Genomic DNA, 21,865 nt, shown 5'->3' on the forward strand with positions numbered 1-21,865 from the left:
GAGCACTGTCCGGGCATTCACCGGAGGGCCACCCCGGCAACACCGAGCGCCGCCGCCACGATGGCGGCTCCGGCACAGACGGTGGCTCCGGCGGCGCCGACGCGCGGGACGAGATCCAGAATGCCGGCGCGCAGCAGGTCGACGACCCCAGGAGCCGAGGCCAGAACGAGCCGACCGAGGCCGATTCCGACCAGCAGGCCGGCGACGGGCTGAACCAGGGTTGTCGGCATGCCGCTCGACAGGACGGCGAGAACGATGGTGGGGGCGGCGGCCATCCAGAAGGTGGTCTCGCTCGCGGTCGGGCCGCTTCCCCGCCCCATGAGGGCCGGCTGAAGCATGATACCGCACAGCAGCGCCGGCAGGACGGAAGCCGGCATGGCGCCAGCAAGAGCCGCTGCACTGCCGAGCACCGAGGCGCTCGACGAGATCGCCATGAGACCCACGCGTGGCGACGCGCGGCGCGGCGCGGCGTGCACCGTCCGCACCAGAAGCCGAAGCTGTCCCATGCGCTCTCCGGAGAGCCATGCCAGCGCGAAAACCCCCATCAGTGCCAAAACCGGAGCGGAACCTGGCCCCGACAGCGCGATCGGGTCTCCCAAACCGGCAACAATGAGCCCGCCGGCGAGTCCGGTGGCTGCGAGAACCCACAGCCCGCCGAGAGCGGCACGACGGCCGGCAACACGGCCGCCGGCGAGAACACGCGCCTGCAGTCCGCCGAGAACGGCGCCGAGACACAGTCCGAGGGCGGCCGGAACCGCCGTCTGTGCGGTCTCCTGGAAAACGGCGGCGAGCGCCGCGGCCGCGACAGCCGGAAGAGCAACGGCGACGGAGACACCGCGCCAGGGCCGGCCGATCAGCAGACGACCGCAGAGCATCAGACCGACCGCAGCACCGACGAGGACGAATGCGGCGGCGAGAGTTCCGCCTGGCGCGACAGCCGCGGCAGTTCCCGTACTGAAGCCGGCCGCTGCGGCCGGCAGGACGATGGCGGTGGCCTCGGCGAGGCTGCCGGCCCACCTCCTGCGACGGGGTCCGGTCGTGCGCGCCGCGCCCGCGGCGAGGTTGGCTCCGATCATTCCGAGGACGAGCGCCATGCCGGTCGCGGACAGAACCATGTCGATCCGTCCTGCCGGATCGAGGGATCGCGAGAAGGTCACCGTCAGATCGGCAACGTGGAGAGGCATGTCACGTCCCGTCACGAGAGCGCGGCGCAGCGTCGGGGCGACGGCCTCCAGAGGCCCTGTGGGTCGATGCGAAACGGCCAAGGCTGATCCTGTCGGTGAACGAAGATCGATTGCGACGAGCGAGGGAACCTGCGTCAGGGCGCGGGCGAGCAGTTGTGCGGCCGCAGCCTCTCGACCGGCTTGGCTCTCAACCTGAAAACTCTCCGTGATCGCCCATTCGAGCATTGCGAGGCGCCGCTGGTCCGCTGTTTCGGCTCGACCGGCATCGATGATGATCAGCCCCACCTGGGCCAGCGCGAGCGGCAGCACGACGATGCCGAGCATCATGGCGGAAGCCGGTGACACCGATCCCGCCCGAAGCATCAGGAAGAAGGCGGCAAAAGCGAGCGCCGCACCAGCGGCGACGACGGCTGCGACATCGGCGTCTGGAATGACCGAAACTGCCGGCCAGTTTGCAGTCGCGATGAAGGCCCCCCGGCGTGGCGAAACGCCGATCAGCTCGCCCGCGCCGGGTGCATCTTGCTCAGGCGCCCCGACGTCTGTCGGGACGGCGGCGAGGGCAATGCCGCGCGCCCCCTGTGCCTCCAGCAGCGGGACAGCGCCGGCGAGGATCTCGGCGCGTCGGAACGACCCGGCGGTTGCAGCACCGTCGAGCGCCGCCGTAACGATCGACAGTTCCTGCCCGCGCAGGGCGTCGACGTGCGACCGGCGCTCACGCATCTCCAGCCAACCCAGACAGGCATGGCCGGCGAGGATCATGAGGACGGCCGATAGGATCCTGAGGCGGCCCCCGTCCGGGAACGTCATGCGCAGCCTGTCATACGGGCGAGACGAAGCGTCATCTAAGCAGACTGGACGACCTCCGTATGAAGGCTGCGCCCCGGAGGTCGAGCGCCTATGGCCCGGCAGGAGAGCGAGACGACATCGTGAGCGATTCAACAGGGTCTTTTCTTGCCCAATTGAAAGACGTCTGCGGGGGAATTGCGCGCGGCGACTACCAGTCGATCGACACGCTTTTTGAGATGACCGGCAACGAGACGGCTGATCCGGCGCTCCAGGATCTGGCGGAATCCTTCGGCAACATGGTCGTGCAGGTCGAAGCGCGCGAGTTCCATCTCAGCAAGATGCTGGAAGAACTGAAGGAAACCAACCGGCAGCTCGACGAAGCAAGGCGCCGTCTGTCGGCCGAGAACGTACAACTGCGCGACCAGGTCCAGCGCATGCGTATCGAGATCGACCAGACCCAGAAGGAGCGCGAGGTCTCTGACATCGTCGAGACCGACTATTTCCAGACGCTGAAGACGCGGGCGCAAGACATGCGCGAGCGCCACCGCGCCAGGCGCCGGGATTGAGTGCAGAACGAGGATCGGACAGTGACGCGCGTCGTATCCACCCATTCCTACCGAGGCGGCACAGGCAAGTCGAACCTGACGGCGAACATCGCCGCGTCTCTCGCCCGCCGCGGCAGAAAAGTCGCGATCGTCGACACGGACATCCAGTCTCCGGGCATCCACGTCCTGTTCAACATCGACCCGAAACTCCTGCGCTTCACGCTCAACGACTACCTGTGGGGCCGGTGTCGCGTCGAGGAAACGGCAATCGACGTCACATCGTCGCTGGTCGACAGCAGCAACGCCCCGGTGCCCTGCCCCGGCAACGTGCTGCTCGTTCCCGCCAGCATCCGTGCCGGCGAAATCGCCCGCATCCTGAAGGAAGGCTACGACGTGAGCCTCCTGAACGACGGATTCCATAGCCTCGGGGAGGCTCTCGAACTCGACTATCTGCTGATCGACACCCATCCGGGCGTCAACGAGGAAACGTTGCTGTCGATCGCGATCTCCGACACGCTCATTCTCATCCTGCGCCCGGATTACCAGGACTATCAGGGGACGGCGGTCACGCTGGAACTCGCCCAGCGCCTCGAAGTGCCGCAACTGCTGATGGTGGTCAACAAGGTGCTGGCCAGCTTCGACTTCAAGCACCTGGCCGATCGCATCGGCACGACCTACAAAACTCCCGTGGCGGCCATGCTGCCCCTCAGCGAAGAGATGGTGGGTCTGGGCAGTTCCGGGCTCTTCTCGCTGCTCTATCCCGAATCGCCGTATGCCAAGGGCGTCGAGCAACTCGCCGACCTGATCGAGGCATGATCAGCGTTTGAAAATGCGGTCCATCAGGCTGCGTCCGCGGTAGGCCGCCAGGAAAGCGCCTGCATTGGCGGGGCGATCGGCACGGGCAAAAGACAGTGCGGCGCGCACCGCCCCCCAGGATTGGCCGCGCAGGTCCTCGATCGGCTCCGGCCGCAATCCCAGCCGGTTGGCCTCAGAGGCCGATGTGCCGTCGAAGGGATGGCGCCCGGTCAGAATGCGATAGACGAGGCAGCCGAGCGCATAGACGTCATCGCGGACGTCGCGCGGTTCCCCCGCGATCATTTCCGGACTGGCATAGGAGAGCGTCAGGGCATCCAGACTGGCCGCATCGAAACCGCTCAGGCGGCCGGCACTGGCAATGCCGAAATCGAGAACCTTGACCTCGTTCTCCAGGGTCAGAAAGACGTTGCCGGGCTTGAGGTCACAGTGGACGACATCACGACCATGGGCCTGTTCGAGGCCGCGGCAGATTCCCTCGATTACCCGATCGGCGTCGAACAGACCGCTTCCGGGGTCGTTGAGCGCATCTTCCAGCGTCCGCCCCTCCAGAAGTGCCATGACCATGAAGACGTTCGGACCGTCGCGGTCGAAGTCATGGACAGTGACGATATTCGGATGGGCGAGGTCCTGAACCTTGCGCGCTTCCGCCTCCAGCGTCCGAAAGGCATCCGGATGGTCGCGGAAACTCCCCGAAAGCAGTTTCAGCGCAACGTAGGGCTGCGCATGACGCGCCTCCAGGCGGCGGCGGTCGACGGCGCGATAGACCACACCCATGCCGCCGCGGCCGATCTCGCGGTCGAGGACGAAGCGATCCTTGAGGATCGAGCCGATGCCAATGGCGCGCGTCGCCGCCTGCGACCGTTGATGGGTGTCCATCCGTACGCGCCCGGACGCGGCATTGTGCGCGTCGCGGCGAACCCGGGCGCTGCGGAAGCTCGACAATGCATCGTCGAGTTGCCGGGCGTCGTTGCCACCGGTCCGTCCGCCAACCGATGGATCCCGGTATTGCCGGAAATCGTCGACCAGGGCGGACAGGATGACCCGGTCTATCTTGTCCCGGAAGGGATCGTCCTCGACGGTACCGCTGTGCGGCTCCTCCCGCCTCTGGTGCGGCTCGGTCGGCGGATCGAGGTCGTCGTCGGCAGTCTGATCTTCCTTTTCGATGGCATGACGGACGAGCGCGCCGAGGTCGGAAGGAAGCCGACCGGAATTGACGAGGTTGTCGATGACGCGGTCGATGTCCCGGCGCGCCGCCGGATTCGCCGCCATATCCTTGCGCAGTGCGGCAGTCAGTCGATCGAAAGTCAGCTTGCCTGCCAGGAACGAAAGGAACAGGGCATCAGGGCCGGCAGGAGACGTCATAGGAGACCCGGATCGCGGTCAGACGGACGGAACCTGCTTATCATGGCACGGGATCAGCCTGGAGGCTTCAGTTCATAGCGTTGCAGCTTGTCGATAAGGCTGCGCCGGGAAATGCGAAGAAGTCGCGCGGCCCGGCTCTGGTTCCAGCCAGTCTCGAACAGCTTGGTCTCGATGATGCGCGCCTCATAGGACTGCATGATCGAGCGAAGATCGCCGTCCACCGCGCGCGGCGGCGCAGCCCGCACCTCCCCACCGACCCCGGCGATCGCCGGCGGCAGATGGCGCGTGTCGATACGCTCTCCGTCGTCGAGCAGAACCAGGGCGCGCTCGACGACATTGCGGAGTTCGCGCACATTTCCAGGCCAGTGCCAGCCGACCAGACAGTCGAGCGCCCGCGGGGTCAGGGCCGGCACGGGCCGTCCGAGGCTAGCCGCCATGGCAACCAAAAAATGGTCTGCCAGGGCCGGCACGTCCGATGGCCGCTCCCGCAGCGGCGGCAGGCTCATCGGAAAAACGTTGAGCCGGTAGAAGAGGTCCTTGCGGAACAATCCCGCCTCGATCTTCTCGGGCAGGTTGACGTTGGTGGCAGCGACGACGCGGACGTTGACGGGCTCGACCCGGCCGCCACCGACCCGCCGAATGCTGCCCTCCTCGAGCATGCGCAGGATCTTCGCCTGCAGGCCGATGGGCATGTCCCCGATCTCGTCAAGGAAGAGCGTCCCGCCTTCGGCCTCCTGGACGAGTCCCTTCTTATCGGCGACGGCGCCGGTGAAGGCGCCCTTGCGGTGCCCGAACAACTCGCTTTCGAGGAGAGTTTCCGGCAAGGCAGCGCAATTCTGGGCGATGAAGGGCTTCTCGGCACGCTGACTGTTGTGGTGGATCGCGCGCGCGAAGACCTCCTTGCCGGTGCCGGTCTCGCCGAGCAGCAGGACGGCCACGTGGGTCTGCGCTGCACGCTGCATCAGATCAACGGCGGCGCGCATCGGGGCACTGTTGCCGACGAAACCGGCCGGGTTCGGTTTGTCCATTCGGCGCAGGCGCGTGTTTTCCTCCTGCAGACGCGTCGCGCGACTGTCGAGGTGACGGATCAGCGCCTCGTTCTGGTCGAAGAGCCTGGCATTGGTGATCGCCACCGCAGCATGAGCGGCAAACGAGGCGAGCAGACGTTCATAACGCACCGGCAGGGCGCCGACGCGACCATCGGGTGTCAGCGAAGGATTGAGAATCTGCAGGACACCAAGAGTAAGGCGATCGGGCCGCCACAGCGGCACGGCCACGAAGGATCGGGTCATGAAGCCGCCTCGCCGCTCGAAGGCGAACAGGCGGGAGACGTCGAAGCTCGATGCTGATTGCACGTCGCCGAGATTGACGACCTTGCCGGTGACGACGGCATAGACGTTGGGATCGCGCAGGTTGTAGCTTTCGTTGGCCAGATAGACCGGCACGGCCTCCGGCATGCCGGCGACGTCCGGATGCGCGTCGTTCTGGCCGACGACGCAGTGCAGATTGCGCACGGCGTGATCGAGGACCAGGATACGCCCGGCCTCGGCTTTGGTGAGGCGCCGGGCCGCCGCTATCACTGCGCCGAGCAGGGATTCGAGATCCCGAACCGTGGCGACGCGTGTCGCGAGGTCCATTAGTTCCTCGGCCACCACAAGCGGCGCGCAAGGGTCGTGGTCGGGCATCCAGGACAGCGTCACTCGGCGGCAATCCTATCGAGAGCACCCGTCTGTGTATCGATGAACCGATAGACGAAGCGGCCGTCTTCGCCGACATCAGCATCAAGCGCCGTCGGCATCCTTTCCTCGCTCATGCGACTGAGGATTTCCGTGGCGATCTCCGGCAGCAGCGTCTTGTTGACGATATGGTCGATGTTGCGCGCGCCGGTCTCGACCTCCGTGCAGCGCGTGGTGATCGCGTCGACCAGCGCGTCGCTATAAGCGAAGCGGATCTTCTGGCTCGCGAGGAGGCGATGGCCGACCTTGTCGAGCTTCAGGCGCACGATCTGCGAAAGCACGTCCGGAAGAAGCGGATAGAACGGCACGACCTGCATGCGCGCGAGCAGAGCCGGCTTGAAGTGGCGCGACAAGGTGGGCCGGATCGCATCGGCGATCTCACTGGTGGAGGGACGGTCCTCGCGCGTTCCGAGATCGGTGATGATCTCTGTGGCCAGGTTCGAGGTGAGGATGATCACCGTGTTCTTGAAATCGATGATGCGGCCCTCGCCGTCGGACAACGTCCCCTTGTCGAAGACCTGATAGAAAAGGTTGAGCACTTCCGGATCGGCCTTCTCGACCTCGTCGAGCAGCACCACAGAGTACGGGCGCTGACGGACGGCCTCGGTGAGGATCCCGCCCTCGCCGTAACCGACATAGCCCGCCGGCGCTCCTACCAGCTTCGAGACCGTGTGCCGCTCCTGGAACTCGGACATGTTGATGGTGATCAGAAAACGGTCGCCGCCGAACAGGAGATCGGCGAGCTGGGTCGCGAGTTCGGTCTTGCCGACGCCGGACGTCCCAACGAAAAGGAAAACTCCCATCGGCTGGCCCGGATTGTTGACGCCGGCCTTGGCTGCCCGCATCCCCTCGTCGAGCGACTGGATCGCGTGGTCCTGGCCCTTGATGCGCTGCTGCAGGTTCAACGCCAGGCTGAGGATGGCGGTGGCCTCGTCCTTGACCATGTTGCCGGTCGGAATTCCGGTCCAGTCGGAGATGACCTGGCCGACCGCTTCCGGTGTCACCTCGAAATGGACGAGGGGCGCCCGCCCCCTTAGCGCGTCCAGCTCGATGGCCTTGGCCGCCAGTTCATCCCGCAGCAGGGCGGCGCTCTCCGCCGGGAGCTCTTCCGCGTCATCCGCTCCGGCAACAGCGCCCAGTCCGAGTTTTTGGCGCAGGCCCAGCACCTCGTCGACGAGCCGCTGCTCCTCGGTCCAGCGGACCGTCAGCGCCGCCGCCGCATCCTCGATGCGGGCGATCTCGGCGTTGATCTCGTCGACCCGCGCGCCATCCCGGCGACCGGTCGTTCCGGCGTCACGCTCGATCGACGCCAACTCCCGGCGCAGAACCGCGATGCGCCGGTCGAGGTCCTCGATCTGAGCCGGCCGGGTGGTCATCGACAGCTTGACGCGGGCACAGGCAGTGTCCAGCACGTCGACCGCCTTGTCGGGCAGCTGGCGGCCGGAGATATAGCGGGCCGATAGAAGTGCCGCAGCGACGAGCGCATCGTCGCGGACATAGACGCCATGGCTCTTCTCATAGGCACCGCGCAGGCCGCGCATAATGGTGACGGCTTCCTGGGGTGACGGTTCGTCGAGCTTGACGAGCTGGAAGCGGCGGGCCAGCGCCGGATCCTTCTCGAAATATTTCTTGTATTCGCTCCAGGTCGTCGCGGCGACCGTGCGCAACTCACCACGGGCCAGTGCCGGCTTGAGCAGGTTGGCCGCGTCGCTGCCGCCGGCCGAGCCGCCGGCGCCGACCAGCGTGTGGGCCTCGTCGATGAACAGGACGAGAGGCTTGGGCGAGGCCTTGACCTCGTCGATGATGCCCTTCAAGCGGTTCTCGAACTCGCCTTTCACTCCAGCGCCCGCCTGCAGCATGCCGAGATCCAGGCTGAGCAGATCGACGTTCTTCAGAAAATCGGGGACGTCCCCCTCCGCGATCTTGAGCGCCAGGCCTTCGACCACCGCCGTTTTGCCGACGCCGGGATCGCCGACGCAGATCGGGTTGTTCTTCCGCCGCCGCCCGAGAATATCGATCATCTGCCGGATTTCGCGATCGCGCCCGAACACCGGATCGATCTTGCCGGCCCGCGCCTGGGCCGTGAAATTGATCGTGAAGCGGGCCAACGCACCGTCGGGATCGCGCTCACCGGAGGCTCGCACTGCACTGCCGGCGGACGTCGGAGCTTCGGTGGTGAGAGCACCAGCTTCCTCACTGGAAGCAGCGACGATGGAGGCATATTTCTGTTTCAGTTCGCCAAGCGGGATCGCCCTCAAATGGTCGTACCAGTCGGCGACGCCGAAGCGCCCGGGATTGGCGAGGGCCGTGGCGACGAGAACACCCGAGCGCATATGGCCGATCCCGAGCTCGATCGATGCAAAAAGCCAGGCATCGGCAAAGAAGTCGATCAACTGCGGCGAAAACACCGGCCGGCCGGTGTTGCCGGAACGGAACCCCTCCACGGCACGCTGCAGGTCACGCTTCAGCAGGGCGGGATCGACCTTGTAGTGAGCCAGTATCTCGGCGACGTCCCGCTGGACGTCATCAACCATCGTCAGAAGAACATGTTCGACCGTGATTTCGTAATGCCCGCGCGAGACGCACATGCCGGCGGCGTTTTCCAACGCTCGCTTGCAATAGGGGTTAAATCTGCCCAGCAACTGCTTCAGATCGACCTGCATGGCGTATCCCCGACCCTATCCCGGCACCGACGGTGCGACGAACTCACACCCATGGGAATGAAGCCGGGTTAGGTGTCTGCCGAATGACAGGATGCGCCCGGCACGAATGCCGGGCGCCGCGGTGCTGGATGGTGACGCCTTACCAGGTGTCTTCACCGGACGTCGAACCCGGGCCGTGCTCCCACTTCACCTTCTTGTAGGTGAACGACCAGTCTTCCATGCACTGGAAGTGCTTGTGCTCCGGGTCGGTGATCAGCGGCACGTAGGCCTTGCCCTCGATGAGGGTCGCCTCGTTCCAGGTCATGGTGAAGAACTTCTGCGCCTGCGGGGCGCCGCCCGGATCGGGACGGTAGAATTCGCACACGACCTCCTCGAGCATCTCGTTGGTCGCCAGTGCCTGCCAGAGCTGAGGCGACGACTTGTCGAAATACTTGGTGAAGATCACCGGCTGGTGGTTCCGGGCGCCGGTCACGACGCCCGAGGCGAGATCCCGCGGCAGCACGATGCCGGACGAGAACGCCACGACGGTGATCATGCCCTGCAGCGTGGTATCGGCCTTCGCCACCTGACCGATGCTGTCCTTCTTGGACGCATCCTTCGAAATGTCACCCTGCTTGGTGCCCTTGATCTTGATGTAGGATTCCAACGCCATCGTTTCGGCTCCTCGTCAATGGATGGCCGGCTCAGGAACGGCCTGCCCAGGTTCACTTGCGCAACGGTCATGCCACCTGCTTTCCAGCGCGCCGAAGCCGGAATTCACGTGGTTTTTGCTCACCTCCCGGCAAAACAACCTCTCCTCCACCTGTGCAGATCCGTGCACAGTTCAGCGTAGCGGGAGCGTTTCTGCACAATGGGACCTGCGGCTCTTCTCTCGGTGAACCCCCGAAACGTTGAACAAACTGTCATTGGCACGCGCCATGCTGGGCAGCATGGGCAAAGGCGTCCGCGCTGCGCGGACACGGAGAGCCATGACGAAGATCATCAAGCCGCGCCAGTTGGGGATACTCACCAAGACCGAGCGCCGCCGTTCGGGTGTGTCTTTCGTCGTCTCGGCACTTGGGCTCGTCGACCTCCAACAGCCGACCGATTTCCTCGGCGATCAGGCCTTGTGGGCCCTTGCCGCGCAGGAATTGCCTGAAGGCACCATCCTCGACATGGCCATGCCGAAGCCCTGCGGTGAGGTTCTCGTGGCTGGAAAGGCAATGGCTCCCGGCGGCGTGCCGGTGCCCACCATGACCGTCCAGTTCGTCGTTGGACCCGTGGCGAAGCGCCTTGCCGCCATCGGGTCGCGTACATGGACCTCTACCGCCGAGGGTGTCCGGTTCACTCCGCCGAAGCCGTTCACCGAGATGCCGCTGGTGGCGGCGCGCGCTTTCGGTGGCCCGGGTCATCCAAGCAATCCGGCGGGTCTGGGCTATCGCGCCGGCTCGCTGCTCGGTTCGGGACTTGCCGTTCCTATGCCGAACATCGAGACTCCGGACCGCCTGATCCGCAGCATCGACGACAGGCCGCCTCCAATGCTGGTCGGCGCCCTCGACCCCGCCAGCCGCGAGCGTCTGCAATATGCCGGGACGATGGACGGCGAATGGCAACGCCTCGATTTTCCCGGCCTTCCCGTCGACGCCGATCCGCGGCTGTTCCTCGTCGCTCCCCAGGACCAGCGTCGCGAAGGCTTCTTCGACGGTGATGAGCCGTTTTTGCTGCGCGGGTTTTCCGCAGCCGTGCCGGAAGTGACGGGCCGGCTGCCCGCCATGCGCGTACGCGCATTCGTCGAAAGGAGCAGCGATCCGGCAGGCCTCTATGAGCTGCCTCTGGTCATCGACACCGTATGGCTCTTCGGGTCCGTCGCCAAGGCCGTGCTGATCTACCGCGGCGCGATGCTGATCGACGACATCGACGGCAAGGACGCCAGAACACTTCTCCTGGCCTATGAAAGAAGCTCGGATGCCCCTCGCGACCCCGGCCACTACGCCGAACAGATCCGGCTGCGCGCCGATCCCGACCAAGCGGTCAAATACATGCTGGCTGACCAGTTCCTGCGGCCGGAGCGCTCTGGGGAACAGGCTGCCGAAAAGTTGGAACGCCGACGGGCCTACAACCTGACACTCTCCGAACGGACCCGAGCCGGTCAGGAACTTTCGTTTCGGCTGCTCGCTGCGAAACACGGGCTTCCCGACACCATCCTGCCGGCGCAACCGGAAAACGGCGACCCCGAAGTCTTGCTGCCGACGCCCGACGAGATCGAGAGCGGCGAGATCGACATTGCCGATTTTATCGAATCCGCCCTCGCCTTCCGGGACCGGCAAATGGCGATGCTCGAGGAGCAGCGTTCCAAATATGCGGGCGTCATGGAGGCGGCCCAGCGCATGCACGGTGATGGTGGGGCGGTCCAGGCTCTTCTCGACAGCCTGCCGGGTGCCGAAGGTGCAGACGCGCGAGAGGCCATCGACGAGGCGCGGCGCTCCGGTGCGCCGGGCTCGATCGACGACATCCTGGCGGCCATACCCCGGCAGCAGGACGAAGACGCTGAATTCCGCGCCGCGGCCGAGCGTTTCGCAACGCCGGGGTTCGCGAGCCTTTTCGTCGACGTTCGCGACAATCTGGCACGGGCGGACCTCTCCAGCACTCCGACGTCTGGCCAGCCGCCGGCTCCCCCCGAGAGGGACCAGATCACCAGGCTGCGAGAAACACTCGGAGCACCGCCGGAGGCAGGTGGTCCCGACCCCAAGGCTGGACGCGATGCCCTGGCGAGGATCACTGCGGCAGAAGCCGCTGTAACAGCCGCCTTTCCACGCCTTCCACAATCGTCGGCATCACCGCTCGACGCCCTGCTCGACAGCCTGACCGTCGATCCGCCAGGTGCTTCGATTTCCGGCGACGACATCAGGACACATGCGGATGGAGCTATCGCCCATGCCGAGCAGAGCCTGACTGAAGGTATCGCCGTTCTCCGTCTGAAATCGCCCGAGGCCGTCTATCCCGAACGGCCCCTGAGCCCGCACGTCGCCCGACGCCTCGGCGACGTGGTGCTTGCGGAGCGGGCGCGGATGGGGAGCCTCGCCGGACGCGATCTCGCTGGCGCCGACCTCTCCGGCGAGGACCTGTCCAGAACCGACTTCACCGGCGCCTTTCTCGAGCGCGCCAACCTGTCGCGGGCCATTCTGGCCGGCTCCAGCCTTGCCCGGGCTGCGATGACGGGGGCCGTCCTGTTCGGTGCCGATCTTTCCGACTGCGATTGCAGCGAGGCCAACCTGTCGGCCGCAACCCTCACGAACGCGAGCCTCGCCGGTGCGACCCTGAATGGCTGCGTGCTCATCAACACGACCCTTGACGGCACCGACGCCTCGCGGAGCAGCTGGGACGGCGTGCGAATCCTCAACAGTTCGGCGCGCGGCCTCCGACTCGACGGCGCGCGGCTGAAAAAAGTGTCCTTCATCCAGACGCCCATGCCGGACGCATCCCTTTCCGCCGCTTCGTTGGAGGAATGCATGTTCATCGATTTGGACGCGATGAACCTTTCGGCGCGTGCTGCCTCGATCCGGCGCAGCATCTTCCTGCTCTTCAAGGCCGACCATGCGGACTTTGTCGAAGCGGTTCTCGACGACAGTGTCTTTCTGGGACCGGCGAGCCTGCGGGAATCGGATTTCACGGGCGCCAGCCTGCTGCGCACGACGTTCCAGGGCGCCGACCTGGAAGCCGGGAAGTTCGATTCAGCTCGCGGCGATCGCGCTACGCTCGGTGACGCAAAGCTCGCGCGCGCTTCTTTGCGACTGGCCTCGCTGAAGGAGGCGATCCTCGGCAATGCCGACCTGCGTGGCATCGATGCCTTCGGTGCAAACCTGCAGGGCTGCCAACTCCGCCGCAGCGACCTCAGCGGTTCGTTGCTGCGGCAGGCGAACATGGCGAGTTCCGATCTGTCGGATGCAAATCTCACCGGCGCCGACCTGACCGGCGCCAACCTCGACCAGACCCATCTTCGGATTGCGACCGATGCAGCGCAGTGACTTTCTCGAATGCTGCCGTCTCGGCGTTCCGGTCATCGAAGAAGACCTGTCGGCGGTCGACCTCACGGGGCTGCATATCGAAGCATGCATGATCGTAAGCTGCAATCTGACGGACGCGCGCCTCGCCGGGGCAACCCTCTCGCAGGTCACGCTGGCATCCTGCGGCACGGACGGAATCGACCTCACCGGAGTCAACCTCCTCCGGAGCAATATGGTCGAGTGCGGGCTGGCCGGCGCCTCCTTCCGCGGCGCCCACCTGTCCGAGACCAAGCTGGCGCTCTGCAATCTGACGGGCGCCGATTTCGGCGAGGCCAAGATCGACAAGTCCTTCTTCGTCGATTGCCGGCTTTCGAGCGCCAGTTTCGCTTCATCCACGCAGAATACGGTCGCCATCCTCGAATGCGACCTCGAAGGGATCATCCTCACCGACGCGATCATCACCAATCTCGTCGCGACCAAGGCCGACCTGCGCAAAGCTGCGCTCGACGGCGCGCGGTTCGACACGATCATGTTCGTGGATGCAGACCTGAGCGGCCGTGATCTGACGTCGCTGAGTCTGACGCGGGCCAACCTGATGAAGTCCAGGCTCGTCGGCACCAACCTCTCCGGCCTCGACCTGTCGCAATCGATCTTCCTCCAGTCAGATCTGAGAAACGCGCGCTTGGACGGTGTGACAGGTCCGATGTGCCTGTTTTCTGAAGCCGACCTGAGGAATGCGTCTCTCGCCGGCGCGAAACTGCCGAGTAGCAATTTTTCGGGGGCCAATCTCGCAGGTGCCGATCTTTCGGACGCCATTGTCACCGAAGCCATGTTCGAGCGCACGGACTGCCGGGGAACACGGTTTGATCGCACCAGCCTCGCCTATTCCCGCCTGCCCTATGCCCGCCTCGACGGCGCTTCTCTGGTGGGTGCGAGCTTCCTGCAGACCGATCTGCACGGGGTCAGCGCCGAAGGTGCGCTGTTCACCGGGACGAGCGGTTCGACCTTGACGACCCGCGTGCCGCAACTTGTCGCCGATTCCTACGACCCCCGTCGCGTCGTTCGGCGCCGCTGAGAGGAACGAACATGGTCTTTCAGAACGCCAACGGCCCGATCCCCGGCATCAACTTCGCCTTCCCGGACGTTTGCCTGACGCCCACGCCGGTCGGCCCCATCCCTATTCCCTATCCCAACATGCAGATGACGCCGACCGCGATCCCGGCCCAGGTCAAGGTCTTTCTGATGATGATGCCCGCTCACAACCTGATGACCACCCATCCGATGTCGCTCGGCGATCAGCCGGGCGTCAATCTGGGACCGGCTTCGGGGATGGTCATGGGGCCGGTGCGCTCGCAATTCGGGTCCGTCAAGGTTTTTACCGGCGGCCCCCCGGCCACAAAGATGCTCAATCCGAGCGGCCATAACGGCCTCTCGCCGAACGCCGTGGGGGCGACCCTGTCCCCCTCGCAGATCAAGGTCATCATACTCAGCTGAGGTGTCGCCATGCCGAACAGTTCAGAGGTCGGGATCAGCCTGACACTGACACCGCCACCGAGCGGTGCGACGCTCAAAGTCCAGGGGTTCGAAGGGACCGAGGCGATCTCGCGTCCCTATGAATTCAGGATCTCCTTTTCCTCCAGCCGGGCCCTGCTCCCAGCCGAAATCATCGGCAAGAGCGCGACGGCCGTCGCAACGACTCCCATGGGGACAGTGACGGTCAACGGCCTGGTCTTCCGCATGTCGGCGGTCGAAGGCTTTTCGGAGGATACCGCTCTCGGCTTTGCCTACTCCATCGATGTTCGCCCGCGGCTCGATCTGCTTGCGCTGCACCGGCAGAACCGCATCCTTGGGGCGACCAATGCCATCGGTCTTCCGGCGTTGATCTCGACCGTGCTGCAAGGCACCGAGGATTCGACGCGAGGCGAAGCGATCGTCCTGCAGAGCGAAAATCACCTGGCGGCGAGCTATCCGACGCGCGACTTTATCGTCCAGTACGAGGAGAGCGATCTCGCGTTCCTGTCCCGCCAGTGCGAACAGGCCGGGATATTCTATTTCTTCAAGCAGAACTCCACGATGGAGGTTTTCGCCTACGGCGATTCCAACATCGCCTTCCCGGACGTCGAGCCGCCTTCCAGCGGCCAAACCAAACTGCCTTTTGGTAGCAGAAGTGAAGCCTCCATCCTGGCGTTCGCCTACACTGCCGATCTCGTTGCGAGTTCCGTGAGCCTCGAGGACTACGATCCGAGCCAGCCGACGACCCAGCCGGGAGCAACCGCCAACGTTTCGGACGGCCATCACGGTATCGTCCATGGGTTCGGCAATCTGTTGAACGGCGGCGTCACGAAGCAGCGTGCGGCGGACGTCCGCGCGCAGGAAATTGCCTGCCACAGCCGCATCTTCAAGGGGCGGAGCAACCACTGCAAGATGCGGCCCGGCCACGTCTTTGAAATGACGGACCATCCCGACACCAGCCTAAACGGGCGTTACCTTCTGACCGAGGTTCGGCATGCCATGGCGACGACCGTGGCACCGGGATTTGCCGCGAGTGTGGGCTCCCACGCCTATGACAACCAGTTCACCTGTATCCGCTTTATCGACACGCTGCCCTATCGTCCGCGGCGCCAGACACCGGTCCCCCGGGTCCCCGGCCTGCACACGGCGCGGATCGATGGACCAGCATGGGGTGGCCGCGCCGAGATCGATGCCGACGGGCGATACAAGATCACCTTCATCCACCCGAGTGCCTCTTCGGCACGAAACCAGGGCAGCAACTATGTCCGCAAAGCCAGCCCCTATTCGGGCGCAAGCGACACCGGCATGGAGTTTCCGCTGCTGCCGGGGACGGAGGTGGTCGTGGCCTACCTGAACGGCGATCTCGACCACCCGATCATCCTGGGCGCCGTGCCCAACGGCGACACGCGGTCGGTCGTCAAGCAGGACAACCAGCAATACAACCGCCTGAGAACGCAGGCCGGCCTCGTGCTCGAAATGTTCGACGGCCCTGCCTGACACGCAGGTCCTCGACGAGACAGCCCGACTTGAGCCCGCCGCAGCGCCCCCGGAAGGAATGCCGCCATGACGACCACCGCTCCCAGCTCTCCCAGAACCTTCTCGCGCCTTGCGGTTCCGACCTCGGCCAGCGCCGCCGTCACCAGCGGCACCTATTTCCGCCTCGGCGGCTATATCGACGCGGAGGAGTCGGGCCTCATCCCCGCCAATCTGACATACTCCTCCAGCGTCACCACCCAAGAGTTGCAGACGCTGCCCGACACCACCAACCGCGAGACGGCGGCCGAGGAATACAATACGACGCTCAATTCACGCAACCAGGATCTCTTTTCCCAGGAGGATGGATCGTCATTGGCGACGTCGAGCGGTGGTCGCACCCGCAACACGACCCGCCAGTTCGAGCTCAACAAGATCTCGATCACCCGAACCGCCCAGACACCGCTGAAGAACGGCATTCTCGCCAAGACAGACGGCGACATCATCGCGGTCGCTGACGGTGGCGCGATCGTCGACCTGGAGAAAGGCCTGATGCTCGCCAGTCAGACCGGCGATTTCACCGTCGACCTGCCGGCAGGCGCGGCCAAGTTCTCGACCTTCAATGGCATCGAGATGCAGGCAGGGAACAGCACCCATCCCGCCAATATCGCGCTCACCGCCTTCGGCTACATCAAGCAGGCCGCCTATGGCCCCCTCGACGACGTGCGTTTCGCGACCTCGTCGATGAAGACCTACGGCTACACCAAGGAGTGGTTCTACGGCGAAAAGTACTCCGAGCACCACGGAACGTCGACATCGAAATTCTACGGCGACGAGACGCGCGTGACCGACGGCACCTCGGATCAGACCTTCCTTGGCTTCGCCAATGCGAAATTCGTCGGCCGCCGCCACACGTTCAATCTCGCCGGCACCCTCACGATTGCGCTCGCCGGTGACTTCACGCTTCACGCCGGCGGCAAGCTCGACATCAACATCGGCCTTTACATGAAGATCAACGCGATCGGCGAAGCCAAGGTCTGCGGCGTCATCGACTTCAAGCTCGCCCATATCGACTTCAAGATCGTCGACATCGACTGCAAATTTATCAATGGGGCGGAGATAAAACAGGAAAAACTGACCCTGAAACAGACTGTCGGAAAGATCTGGGACAAGTCGCTCGATATCACCGGCTCCCGGATCAAGGCCGCGGGTGAATCGATCGCGGCCAAATTTACCAGCGCCGACGTCACCGCCTGAGGCAAGCCTATGGAACGCGAGACCAGCATGAGGGTCGCTGTTTCGCCCCAGGAGACGGGCAGCCTGATCCTTCGCGAAGCGGATGTGATCGAGGTCGCCGGTCCGCGCGCGCTGGTCCGCATCGACGACAGGGTCTTGCCGGCGTCACGGGCGCTATCCTGTCTCATCGAGATCGCGGCCGGGGACCAGGTTCTGGTCGCGGCGACGAAGACGGAGGCGATCGTCATCGCCGTGACGCGCCGGCCCGGTCTCGGGGATGCTACCCTGTCCCTCCCCGACAGCGCCGCCCGCATGACCCTGCGCGCCCAGGCACTCGCCTTGGGTGCCGCCACGACGGTGACCGTCGAGGCCCCGGACGTCAGCATCGACGCTGCGCGCCTCTCGCTGCTGGGTCAGGTCACCCATTGGTTCGGGCGAACGCTCACGCTCATCGGAGACAAGCTGACGACGTCTGTCGCGACCAGTGAAACGATCGCCAAGAAAACGCTGCTGCGCAGCAACAGTCGCGTCACTGTCATCGACGGCCTCGACACTGAACAGGTCGGCAGCCGTGTGTCTGACGTCTCCGGCCTGTCCGCCAGCAGTGCCGGAAGCGCGATCATCACCGGTTCCGAGGACGTGCGCATCGACGCCAAGCGCATCACCATGGGCTGACCCGGGCATGAACGACATTGTGGACCGGCATATTCGCGCCGCCGTGACGCTCGGCCAGGCCCGCCGTTTCACCGAGGCCAGGGCCCTTCTGCTCGATCTGCAGGCGCTGAACCCCGGTCATCCTGGGATCATCACCGCCTTCGGTGTCCTCGCGATCGAGATGGGCGACGCGGCACAAGCTGTCGACATCTTCGGCGCAGCCACCACCGCCTCTCCCGACAATGCCGAATTCTGCGCCAATCTCGCAGCAGCCTATCGCCTCGCCGGCCGGCGCGAAGAGGCCGAGGCGAGCCTTGAACGTGCCCTGCTCCTAGCACCCCGGACGGCGAGGTTCTCGCTCTTGCGCGCCGAGCTTATGATTGAGCGGCGCGACGGTCCCGCCGCGCTCGATGCGGTGGAGAGGGCCTTGCGGCTCGCCCATGACGAACCTGCGGTTCACCGCGCGGCGGGGCTCGTGCTCGTTGCCCTGGGTATCCATGACGGAGCCGAGCGCGCCTTCCGGCATGCCCATGCGCTGGATCCGGCAGATGTCGCCGCACCGCACAACCTCGCCAACCTACTCGCCATGCTCGGCCGGCACGACGAGGCCCTGCCCTTGGCGGAGAACGCTTTCCTGGCCAGCCCGACCGACCCCGATCTGACACGCGCCTACGCCTCCAGACTGGCGGAAGTGGGACGCCTGGACGAGGCCGTCCGTACGGCGCGGCGATTGCTCGCGGCCATGCCGGACGACCTGGAGACGGTGGAACTGGTCGCCGGCCTGCAGATCCGGCGCGGCGAACCGGCGGACGCGCTCGCCGTCATCGGCGCCCTTGTCCGCCGCCAGCCGCGCGCGCCGGCCGCTCTCGCCGCACTCGGGCGCCTGCTGCTTGCGACTGGACGCACCTCAGATGCGCTTGTCGCGGCCGATCAGGCGCTGGCGATCGACGCGGCGCATGAACCTGCGAGCATCCTGCGCCGCACCGTCTTGCTGACGCTCGGGCGGTTCGCGGAGGCGCTGCCGGAGGGGCCGGGCGTCCCCGACGACGCCGACATCGTCATCGATCACCAGTCCGACCTGATAGAAACCGTCATTGCTCTGCGCTGGCACCGCAACCTCGTCAGCGACGGTGCAGCGCTCCACAGCGACGAGGCCCATCGGGCGTTGTTCTGCCAGCTCACGGGGCGCGAGGCGGCGGCCCCCACCGGCCCACCACCGGCTGTCGCGGTGACTCCGGCCATTCTGATGCGGCACGGCCTGACCAGCGGAGCCGGTCTGGCGGCGGAATGGCCCTGCCTGCAGGCATCAGATGAACAACTCGCTCCATGGACCGCGGCGCTCTCCGAGTTTGCCGCGCCCCGCCTCGGCATTGTCTGGAATCGGGTGCGGCCGGGGTTCACGCTCGACATGATGCGGGAGGTGCTTCCGGCCGGCGTCACGCCGGTCAGCCTCGCCATCGGTTCCGCGCGACGCCAGTTGCGAGACTGGCCCGAAGCTCTGGATGGCGGTGCGCAGATATCCGGACCGATCGACATCATCGGCGCAGTCGGCGCCCTCGACGGCCTCATCGCCATCGACGGCATCGCGCTGCATCTGGCTGGCGCGATGGGGCGGCCGGCCATCGCCATCCTCCCCATCGGTTCGCCCTGGTACTGGCTCGGGGACAACGGCCGAGCCAGGCTCTACCCTTCGGTGCGGATCCTTCGGCAGTCCAGTCCCGGCCGCTGGGATCATGAGATCAGTTTGCTGCGCGCGATGATCTGCGCCCTCATGTCAGACGCCGCGACGAAACCGATCGACGTCGAAGCCCTGGGGACGGCGGCGTCATGACCTGGTCGCCGGCAACCAACGAACCGCCTCTGCTCGACGAAGCGGCGACGGCCATCATCCGCTCCTGCGTCATGCCCGGCCTCCTGGCGGGCTTCGCACCCGCTGCCGACGGACGGCGCGTCGTGCACCTCGCCGACGGCCGGACCCTGCACGCGATGGCAGAGGCGGAGGCCCTCGACCGGCGCGACTTCGCCAGCCGCGCCTGCATCGTCTACCGGGTCACCGGAAACCTCGTCGTCGACAGCGGTGCGAATGACGGCCTGCGACAGGGCTTTCAACTGCAGGGCGAGGCCTGGGTCGACATCCAGACCAAGGCGTTCCTGCACGTGGTCCACCGTTTGAGCCATGTCGGAGTAGCCTGAACCTCTGCGGAGGCTTCGTTGTCTGCCTGCCACGAAAGCCCGGCATGATGACGGCGTCATCGACGGGAGGCAGGAGGCAGACATGAGCGAAGAGGCACAGCGGGGCGGTGTCATCGTCAGCAGCCAGTTCGGCGCAGGTCTTGGTCCGGTCAGTCGGCCGCCACTGCCGCCATCCCGCATTCTGGTCATCGGCGATTTCGGCGGCGGCGCTCGGGGCGACCTGCTCACAATCGACGCCGCCGAGCTTGTTGATCTTCCGGGAAAACTCGGCGTCAGCATCACCTGTGACGTTCCAAACCTCATCGGCGAAGCCGGCCCGACGCTCCGCCTGACCTTTCCTATCGCGACGCTGCGCGACCTCGACCCGGTCCGCGCCGTGAAGGCAGAACCGACCCTCGCGCGCGCGATGGCCGTCGTGGCAGGCGCGCATGACGAGGATCCGTCCCTCGCACGGCTGCGGCCGGCATCGGCCTCGACCATTCTCGCAACGGCGGTCCCACCCGCCGCCGTCTCTCCACCGGACGACGATGGCGCCCTTGACCGTCTGCTGGGCATGGTGGACACGGCGCCGGCACCACAGGAGCCCGCCCGGCTGGCGATTTCAGCCTTCCTTGCCGGCGTGCCGCGCAGCAGCACGGCGGCTACCGGGCAGACGGGCGATCCGGTCGCCGGTGAACTCCTCGACCGTCAGATGCGCCTCGCGTTTGCCTCCCCCGCATGGCGCGACATCGAAGCGCGCTGGGCGGGGCTGAAGCTGATCGTCGACCATGTTCGGCGCGAGACACCGCTTCGAATCGACATGTGCGAGGTCGGCCGCTCGGAAATCCCCGCCGTGCTGCAACGGATGGCCTCCATCCAGCCGGAAGACACCACACTCGTGGCCGTCGTCGTCGCAGGTCATTTCTCCACGCATCCCGGTGATTTCGAGTTGATGCGTGCCATCGCAGAGGCGTGCGAGACCCTCGGAGCTCCGGCCTTCGTGTCACTCCATAACGGCTGGCTTGGGACCGCCGGTTCTGAAGTGGGGCGCAGCGACGCCCCTTCGCAACTCATCGGCGGCCCCGCTCACGACGCCTGGCGCGGGATCATGGCGACACCGGCAGGCGCCTATCTCGCCGCCTTCTGGAACGGACCTCTGCTGAAGGACGCACAAGGCACCCGCGAAGCCCTCCACGGGGAGCCGGCCATGCTGACCGGCGCCCTTCTCGCCAGCCGAATGGGCCCTCAGGGCTGGCCGCGCAATCTCGCTGGAACCGAGGCCGCGATCGGCGGCCTGGTCGTTGCCACACACCGGCTGGGGGGCCGCGACATCGCATGGCCGCTGGAGGTGGTGATCGGTATGGAAGCGGCCCGGGACCTGCGTAGGATAGGGGTAAACGCCTTTGTCGGCCATGCTGACCGGGATATCGCGCTACTGACGCATGCGACGACCGCAGCGGGTTCGCAGGCAGCGGCGAGCGCCGAGGCCAGCCTGAATCACGCCCTCGCCGGTGCACGGCTGATGGGGCTGATGGCGAGCCAGTTGCCGGAGGTGCTCGCCGGACGCACGCCGACCGACGCCGCCGATGCGGTCTCGGCCTGGCTGGGAGAACTCGTCGCATCGACCGGACCGGGCCGGGCGGCTTCCGTCACCCGGTCCGAGGATGGACTGGATCTTCGGATCCGCCTGGGAGCCGACGTCGCGGTCGACGCCGAATTCTCCTTCGGGATCGCGCTGTAGGG

16 protein-coding genes are annotated in these 21,865 nt (G+C 65.7%); 11 read left to right on the forward strand and 5 right to left on the reverse strand.

The window, feature by feature from the left end:
- Positions 1–17 precede the first annotated feature (17 nt).
- A complete protein-coding gene (locus tag Q8O26_RS05170; protein ID WP_305574157.1) occupies positions 18–1,991 on the reverse strand; it encodes a hypothetical protein in 1,974 nt (657 codons plus the stop codon).
- A gap of 59 nt (positions 1,992–2,050) precedes the next feature.
- Here Q8O26_RS05170 and Q8O26_RS05175 point away from each other — a divergent pair, with 59 nt between their 5' ends.
- Both Q8O26_RS05175 and Q8O26_RS05180 read left to right on the forward strand, forming a co-directional pair.
- Complete coding sequence (locus Q8O26_RS05175) at positions 2,051–2,536, forward strand: hypothetical protein (RefSeq protein ID WP_305574159.1); 486 nt, start codon at positions 2,051–2,053, stop codon at positions 2,534–2,536.
- Positions 2,537–2,557: 21 nt separating this feature from the next.
- Positions 2,558–3,331 (forward strand): MinD/ParA family protein, encoded by a 774-nt coding sequence (locus tag Q8O26_RS05180; protein ID WP_305574161.1) that lies wholly within the window; start codon positions 2,558–2,560, stop codon positions 3,329–3,331.
- Here the strand turns inward: Q8O26_RS05180 and Q8O26_RS05185 are convergent, their stop codons facing one another.
- The 4 genes from Q8O26_RS05185 to tssD all read right to left on the reverse strand — a co-directional run bounded on the left by Q8O26_RS05185 (position 3,332) and on the right by tssD (position 9,744).
- Complete coding sequence (locus Q8O26_RS05185) at positions 3,332–4,693, reverse strand: serine/threonine-protein kinase (protein ID WP_305574163.1); 1,362 nt, start codon at positions 4,691–4,693, stop codon at positions 3,332–3,334.
- Between the two features lie 53 nt (positions 4,694–4,746).
- Positions 4,747–6,393, reverse strand: a complete 1,647-nt coding sequence (locus Q8O26_RS05190) for a sigma 54-interacting transcriptional regulator (RefSeq protein WP_305574165.1) — start codon at positions 6,391–6,393, stop codon at positions 4,747–4,749.
- Entirely contained in the window at positions 6,390–9,092 is a 2,703-nt protein-coding gene (gene tssH / locus Q8O26_RS05195; RefSeq protein ID WP_305574167.1) for a type VI secretion system ATPase TssH, read from the reverse strand. Before tssH ends, Q8O26_RS05190 begins: the two co-directional genes overlap by 4 nt.
- Positions 9,093–9,231: 139 nt before the next feature.
- Entirely contained in the window at positions 9,232–9,744 is a 513-nt protein-coding gene (gene tssD / locus Q8O26_RS05200; protein WP_305574169.1) for a type VI secretion system tube protein TssD, read from the reverse strand.
- Positions 9,745–10,060: 316 nt separating this feature from the next.
- Here tssD and Q8O26_RS05205 point away from each other — a divergent pair, with 316 nt between their 5' ends.
- The 9 genes from Q8O26_RS05205 (at position 10,061) to Q8O26_RS05245 (ending at position 21,863) form a co-directional block, all read left to right on the forward strand.
- Positions 10,061–13,096: a DUF2169 domain-containing protein gene (locus Q8O26_RS05205; RefSeq protein ID WP_305574171.1), complete on the forward strand. Its 3,036-nt coding sequence runs from the start codon at positions 10,061–10,063 to the stop codon at positions 13,094–13,096.
- On the forward strand, positions 13,083–14,150 hold the full coding sequence (locus Q8O26_RS05210) for a pentapeptide repeat-containing protein (RefSeq protein ID WP_305574173.1): 1,068 nt from the start codon (positions 13,083–13,085) through the stop codon (positions 14,148–14,150). The genes Q8O26_RS05205 and Q8O26_RS05210 overlap by 14 nt, the downstream gene beginning before the upstream one ends.
- Positions 14,151–14,161: 11 nt before the next feature.
- The gene (locus Q8O26_RS05215; RefSeq protein ID WP_305574175.1) at positions 14,162–14,569 is read left to right on the forward strand and encodes a DUF4150 domain-containing protein; all 408 of its coding nucleotides are present in this window, start codon (positions 14,162–14,164) and stop codon (positions 14,567–14,569) included.
- Between the two features lie 9 nt (positions 14,570–14,578).
- A complete protein-coding gene (locus Q8O26_RS05220; RefSeq protein ID WP_305574177.1) occupies positions 14,579–16,084 on the forward strand; it encodes a type VI secretion system Vgr family protein in 1,506 nt (501 codons plus the stop codon).
- A gap of 66 nt (positions 16,085–16,150) precedes the next feature.
- Positions 16,151–17,317 carry a hypothetical protein gene (locus tag Q8O26_RS05225; RefSeq protein ID WP_305574179.1) on the forward strand — a complete coding sequence of 389 codons (1,167 nt, stop codon included), beginning with the start codon at positions 16,151–16,153 and terminating at the stop codon, positions 17,315–17,317.
- A 27-nt stretch (positions 17,318–17,344) separates the two neighbouring features.
- On the forward strand, positions 17,345–17,971 hold the full coding sequence (locus Q8O26_RS05230; RefSeq protein ID WP_305574180.1) for a DUF3540 domain-containing protein: 627 nt from the start codon (positions 17,345–17,347) through the stop codon (positions 17,969–17,971).
- Positions 17,901–19,781: a tetratricopeptide repeat protein gene (locus tag Q8O26_RS05235; protein ID WP_305574182.1), complete on the forward strand. Its 1,881-nt coding sequence runs from the start codon at positions 17,901–17,903 to the stop codon at positions 19,779–19,781. The genes Q8O26_RS05230 and Q8O26_RS05235 overlap by 71 nt, the downstream gene beginning before the upstream one ends.
- Positions 19,778–20,143, forward strand: a complete 366-nt coding sequence (locus Q8O26_RS05240; protein ID WP_305574184.1) for a hypothetical protein — start codon at positions 19,778–19,780, stop codon at positions 20,141–20,143. Before Q8O26_RS05235 ends, Q8O26_RS05240 begins: the two co-directional genes overlap by 4 nt.
- 82 nt (positions 20,144–20,225) lie before the next feature.
- Positions 20,226–21,863 carry a hypothetical protein gene (locus tag Q8O26_RS05245; RefSeq protein WP_305574186.1) on the forward strand — a complete coding sequence of 546 codons (1,638 nt, stop codon included), beginning with the start codon at positions 20,226–20,228 and terminating at the stop codon, positions 21,861–21,863.
- The last annotated feature ends 2 nt before the right edge of the window (positions 21,864–21,865 follow it).

Origin of the sequence: Phreatobacter sp., from assembly GCF_030691135.1 — a bacterium.
Taxonomy (GTDB): Bacteria; Pseudomonadota; Alphaproteobacteria; order Rhizobiales; family Phreatobacteraceae; genus Phreatobacter.

Coding starts and splice junctions, on each gene's coding strand:
- Q8O26_RS05170 (WP_305574157.1), bottom strand. CDS start 1,991: ATGACGTTCCCGGACGGGGGCCGCCTCAGGATCCTATCGGCCGTCCTC.
- Q8O26_RS05175 (WP_305574159.1), top strand. CDS start 2,051: ATGAAGGCTGCGCCCCGGAGGTCGAGCGCCTATGGCCCGGCAGGAGAG.
- Q8O26_RS05185 (WP_305574163.1), bottom strand. CDS start 4,693: ATGACGTCTCCTGCCGGCCCTGATGCCCTGTTCCTTTCGTTCCTGGCA.
- tssH (WP_305574167.1), bottom strand. CDS start 9,092: ATGCAGGTCGATCTGAAGCAGTTGCTGGGCAGATTTAACCCCTATTGC.
- tssD (WP_305574169.1), bottom strand. CDS start 9,744: ATGGCGTTGGAATCCTACATCAAGATCAAGGGCACCAAGCAGGGTGAC.
- Q8O26_RS05205 (WP_305574171.1), top strand. CDS start 10,061: ATGACGAAGATCATCAAGCCGCGCCAGTTGGGGATACTCACCAAGACC.
- Q8O26_RS05210 (WP_305574173.1), top strand. CDS start 13,083: ATGCAGCGCAGTGACTTTCTCGAATGCTGCCGTCTCGGCGTTCCGGTC.
- Q8O26_RS05215 (WP_305574175.1), top strand. CDS start 14,162: ATGGTCTTTCAGAACGCCAACGGCCCGATCCCCGGCATCAACTTCGCC.
- Q8O26_RS05220 (WP_305574177.1), top strand. CDS start 14,579: ATGCCGAACAGTTCAGAGGTCGGGATCAGCCTGACACTGACACCGCCA.
- Q8O26_RS05225 (WP_305574179.1), top strand. CDS start 16,151: ATGACGACCACCGCTCCCAGCTCTCCCAGAACCTTCTCGCGCCTTGCG.
- Q8O26_RS05230 (WP_305574180.1), top strand. CDS start 17,345: ATGAGGGTCGCTGTTTCGCCCCAGGAGACGGGCAGCCTGATCCTTCGC.
- Q8O26_RS05240 (WP_305574184.1), top strand. CDS start 19,778: ATGACCTGGTCGCCGGCAACCAACGAACCGCCTCTGCTCGACGAAGCG.
- Q8O26_RS05245 (WP_305574186.1), top strand. CDS start 20,226: ATGAGCGAAGAGGCACAGCGGGGCGGTGTCATCGTCAGCAGCCAGTTC.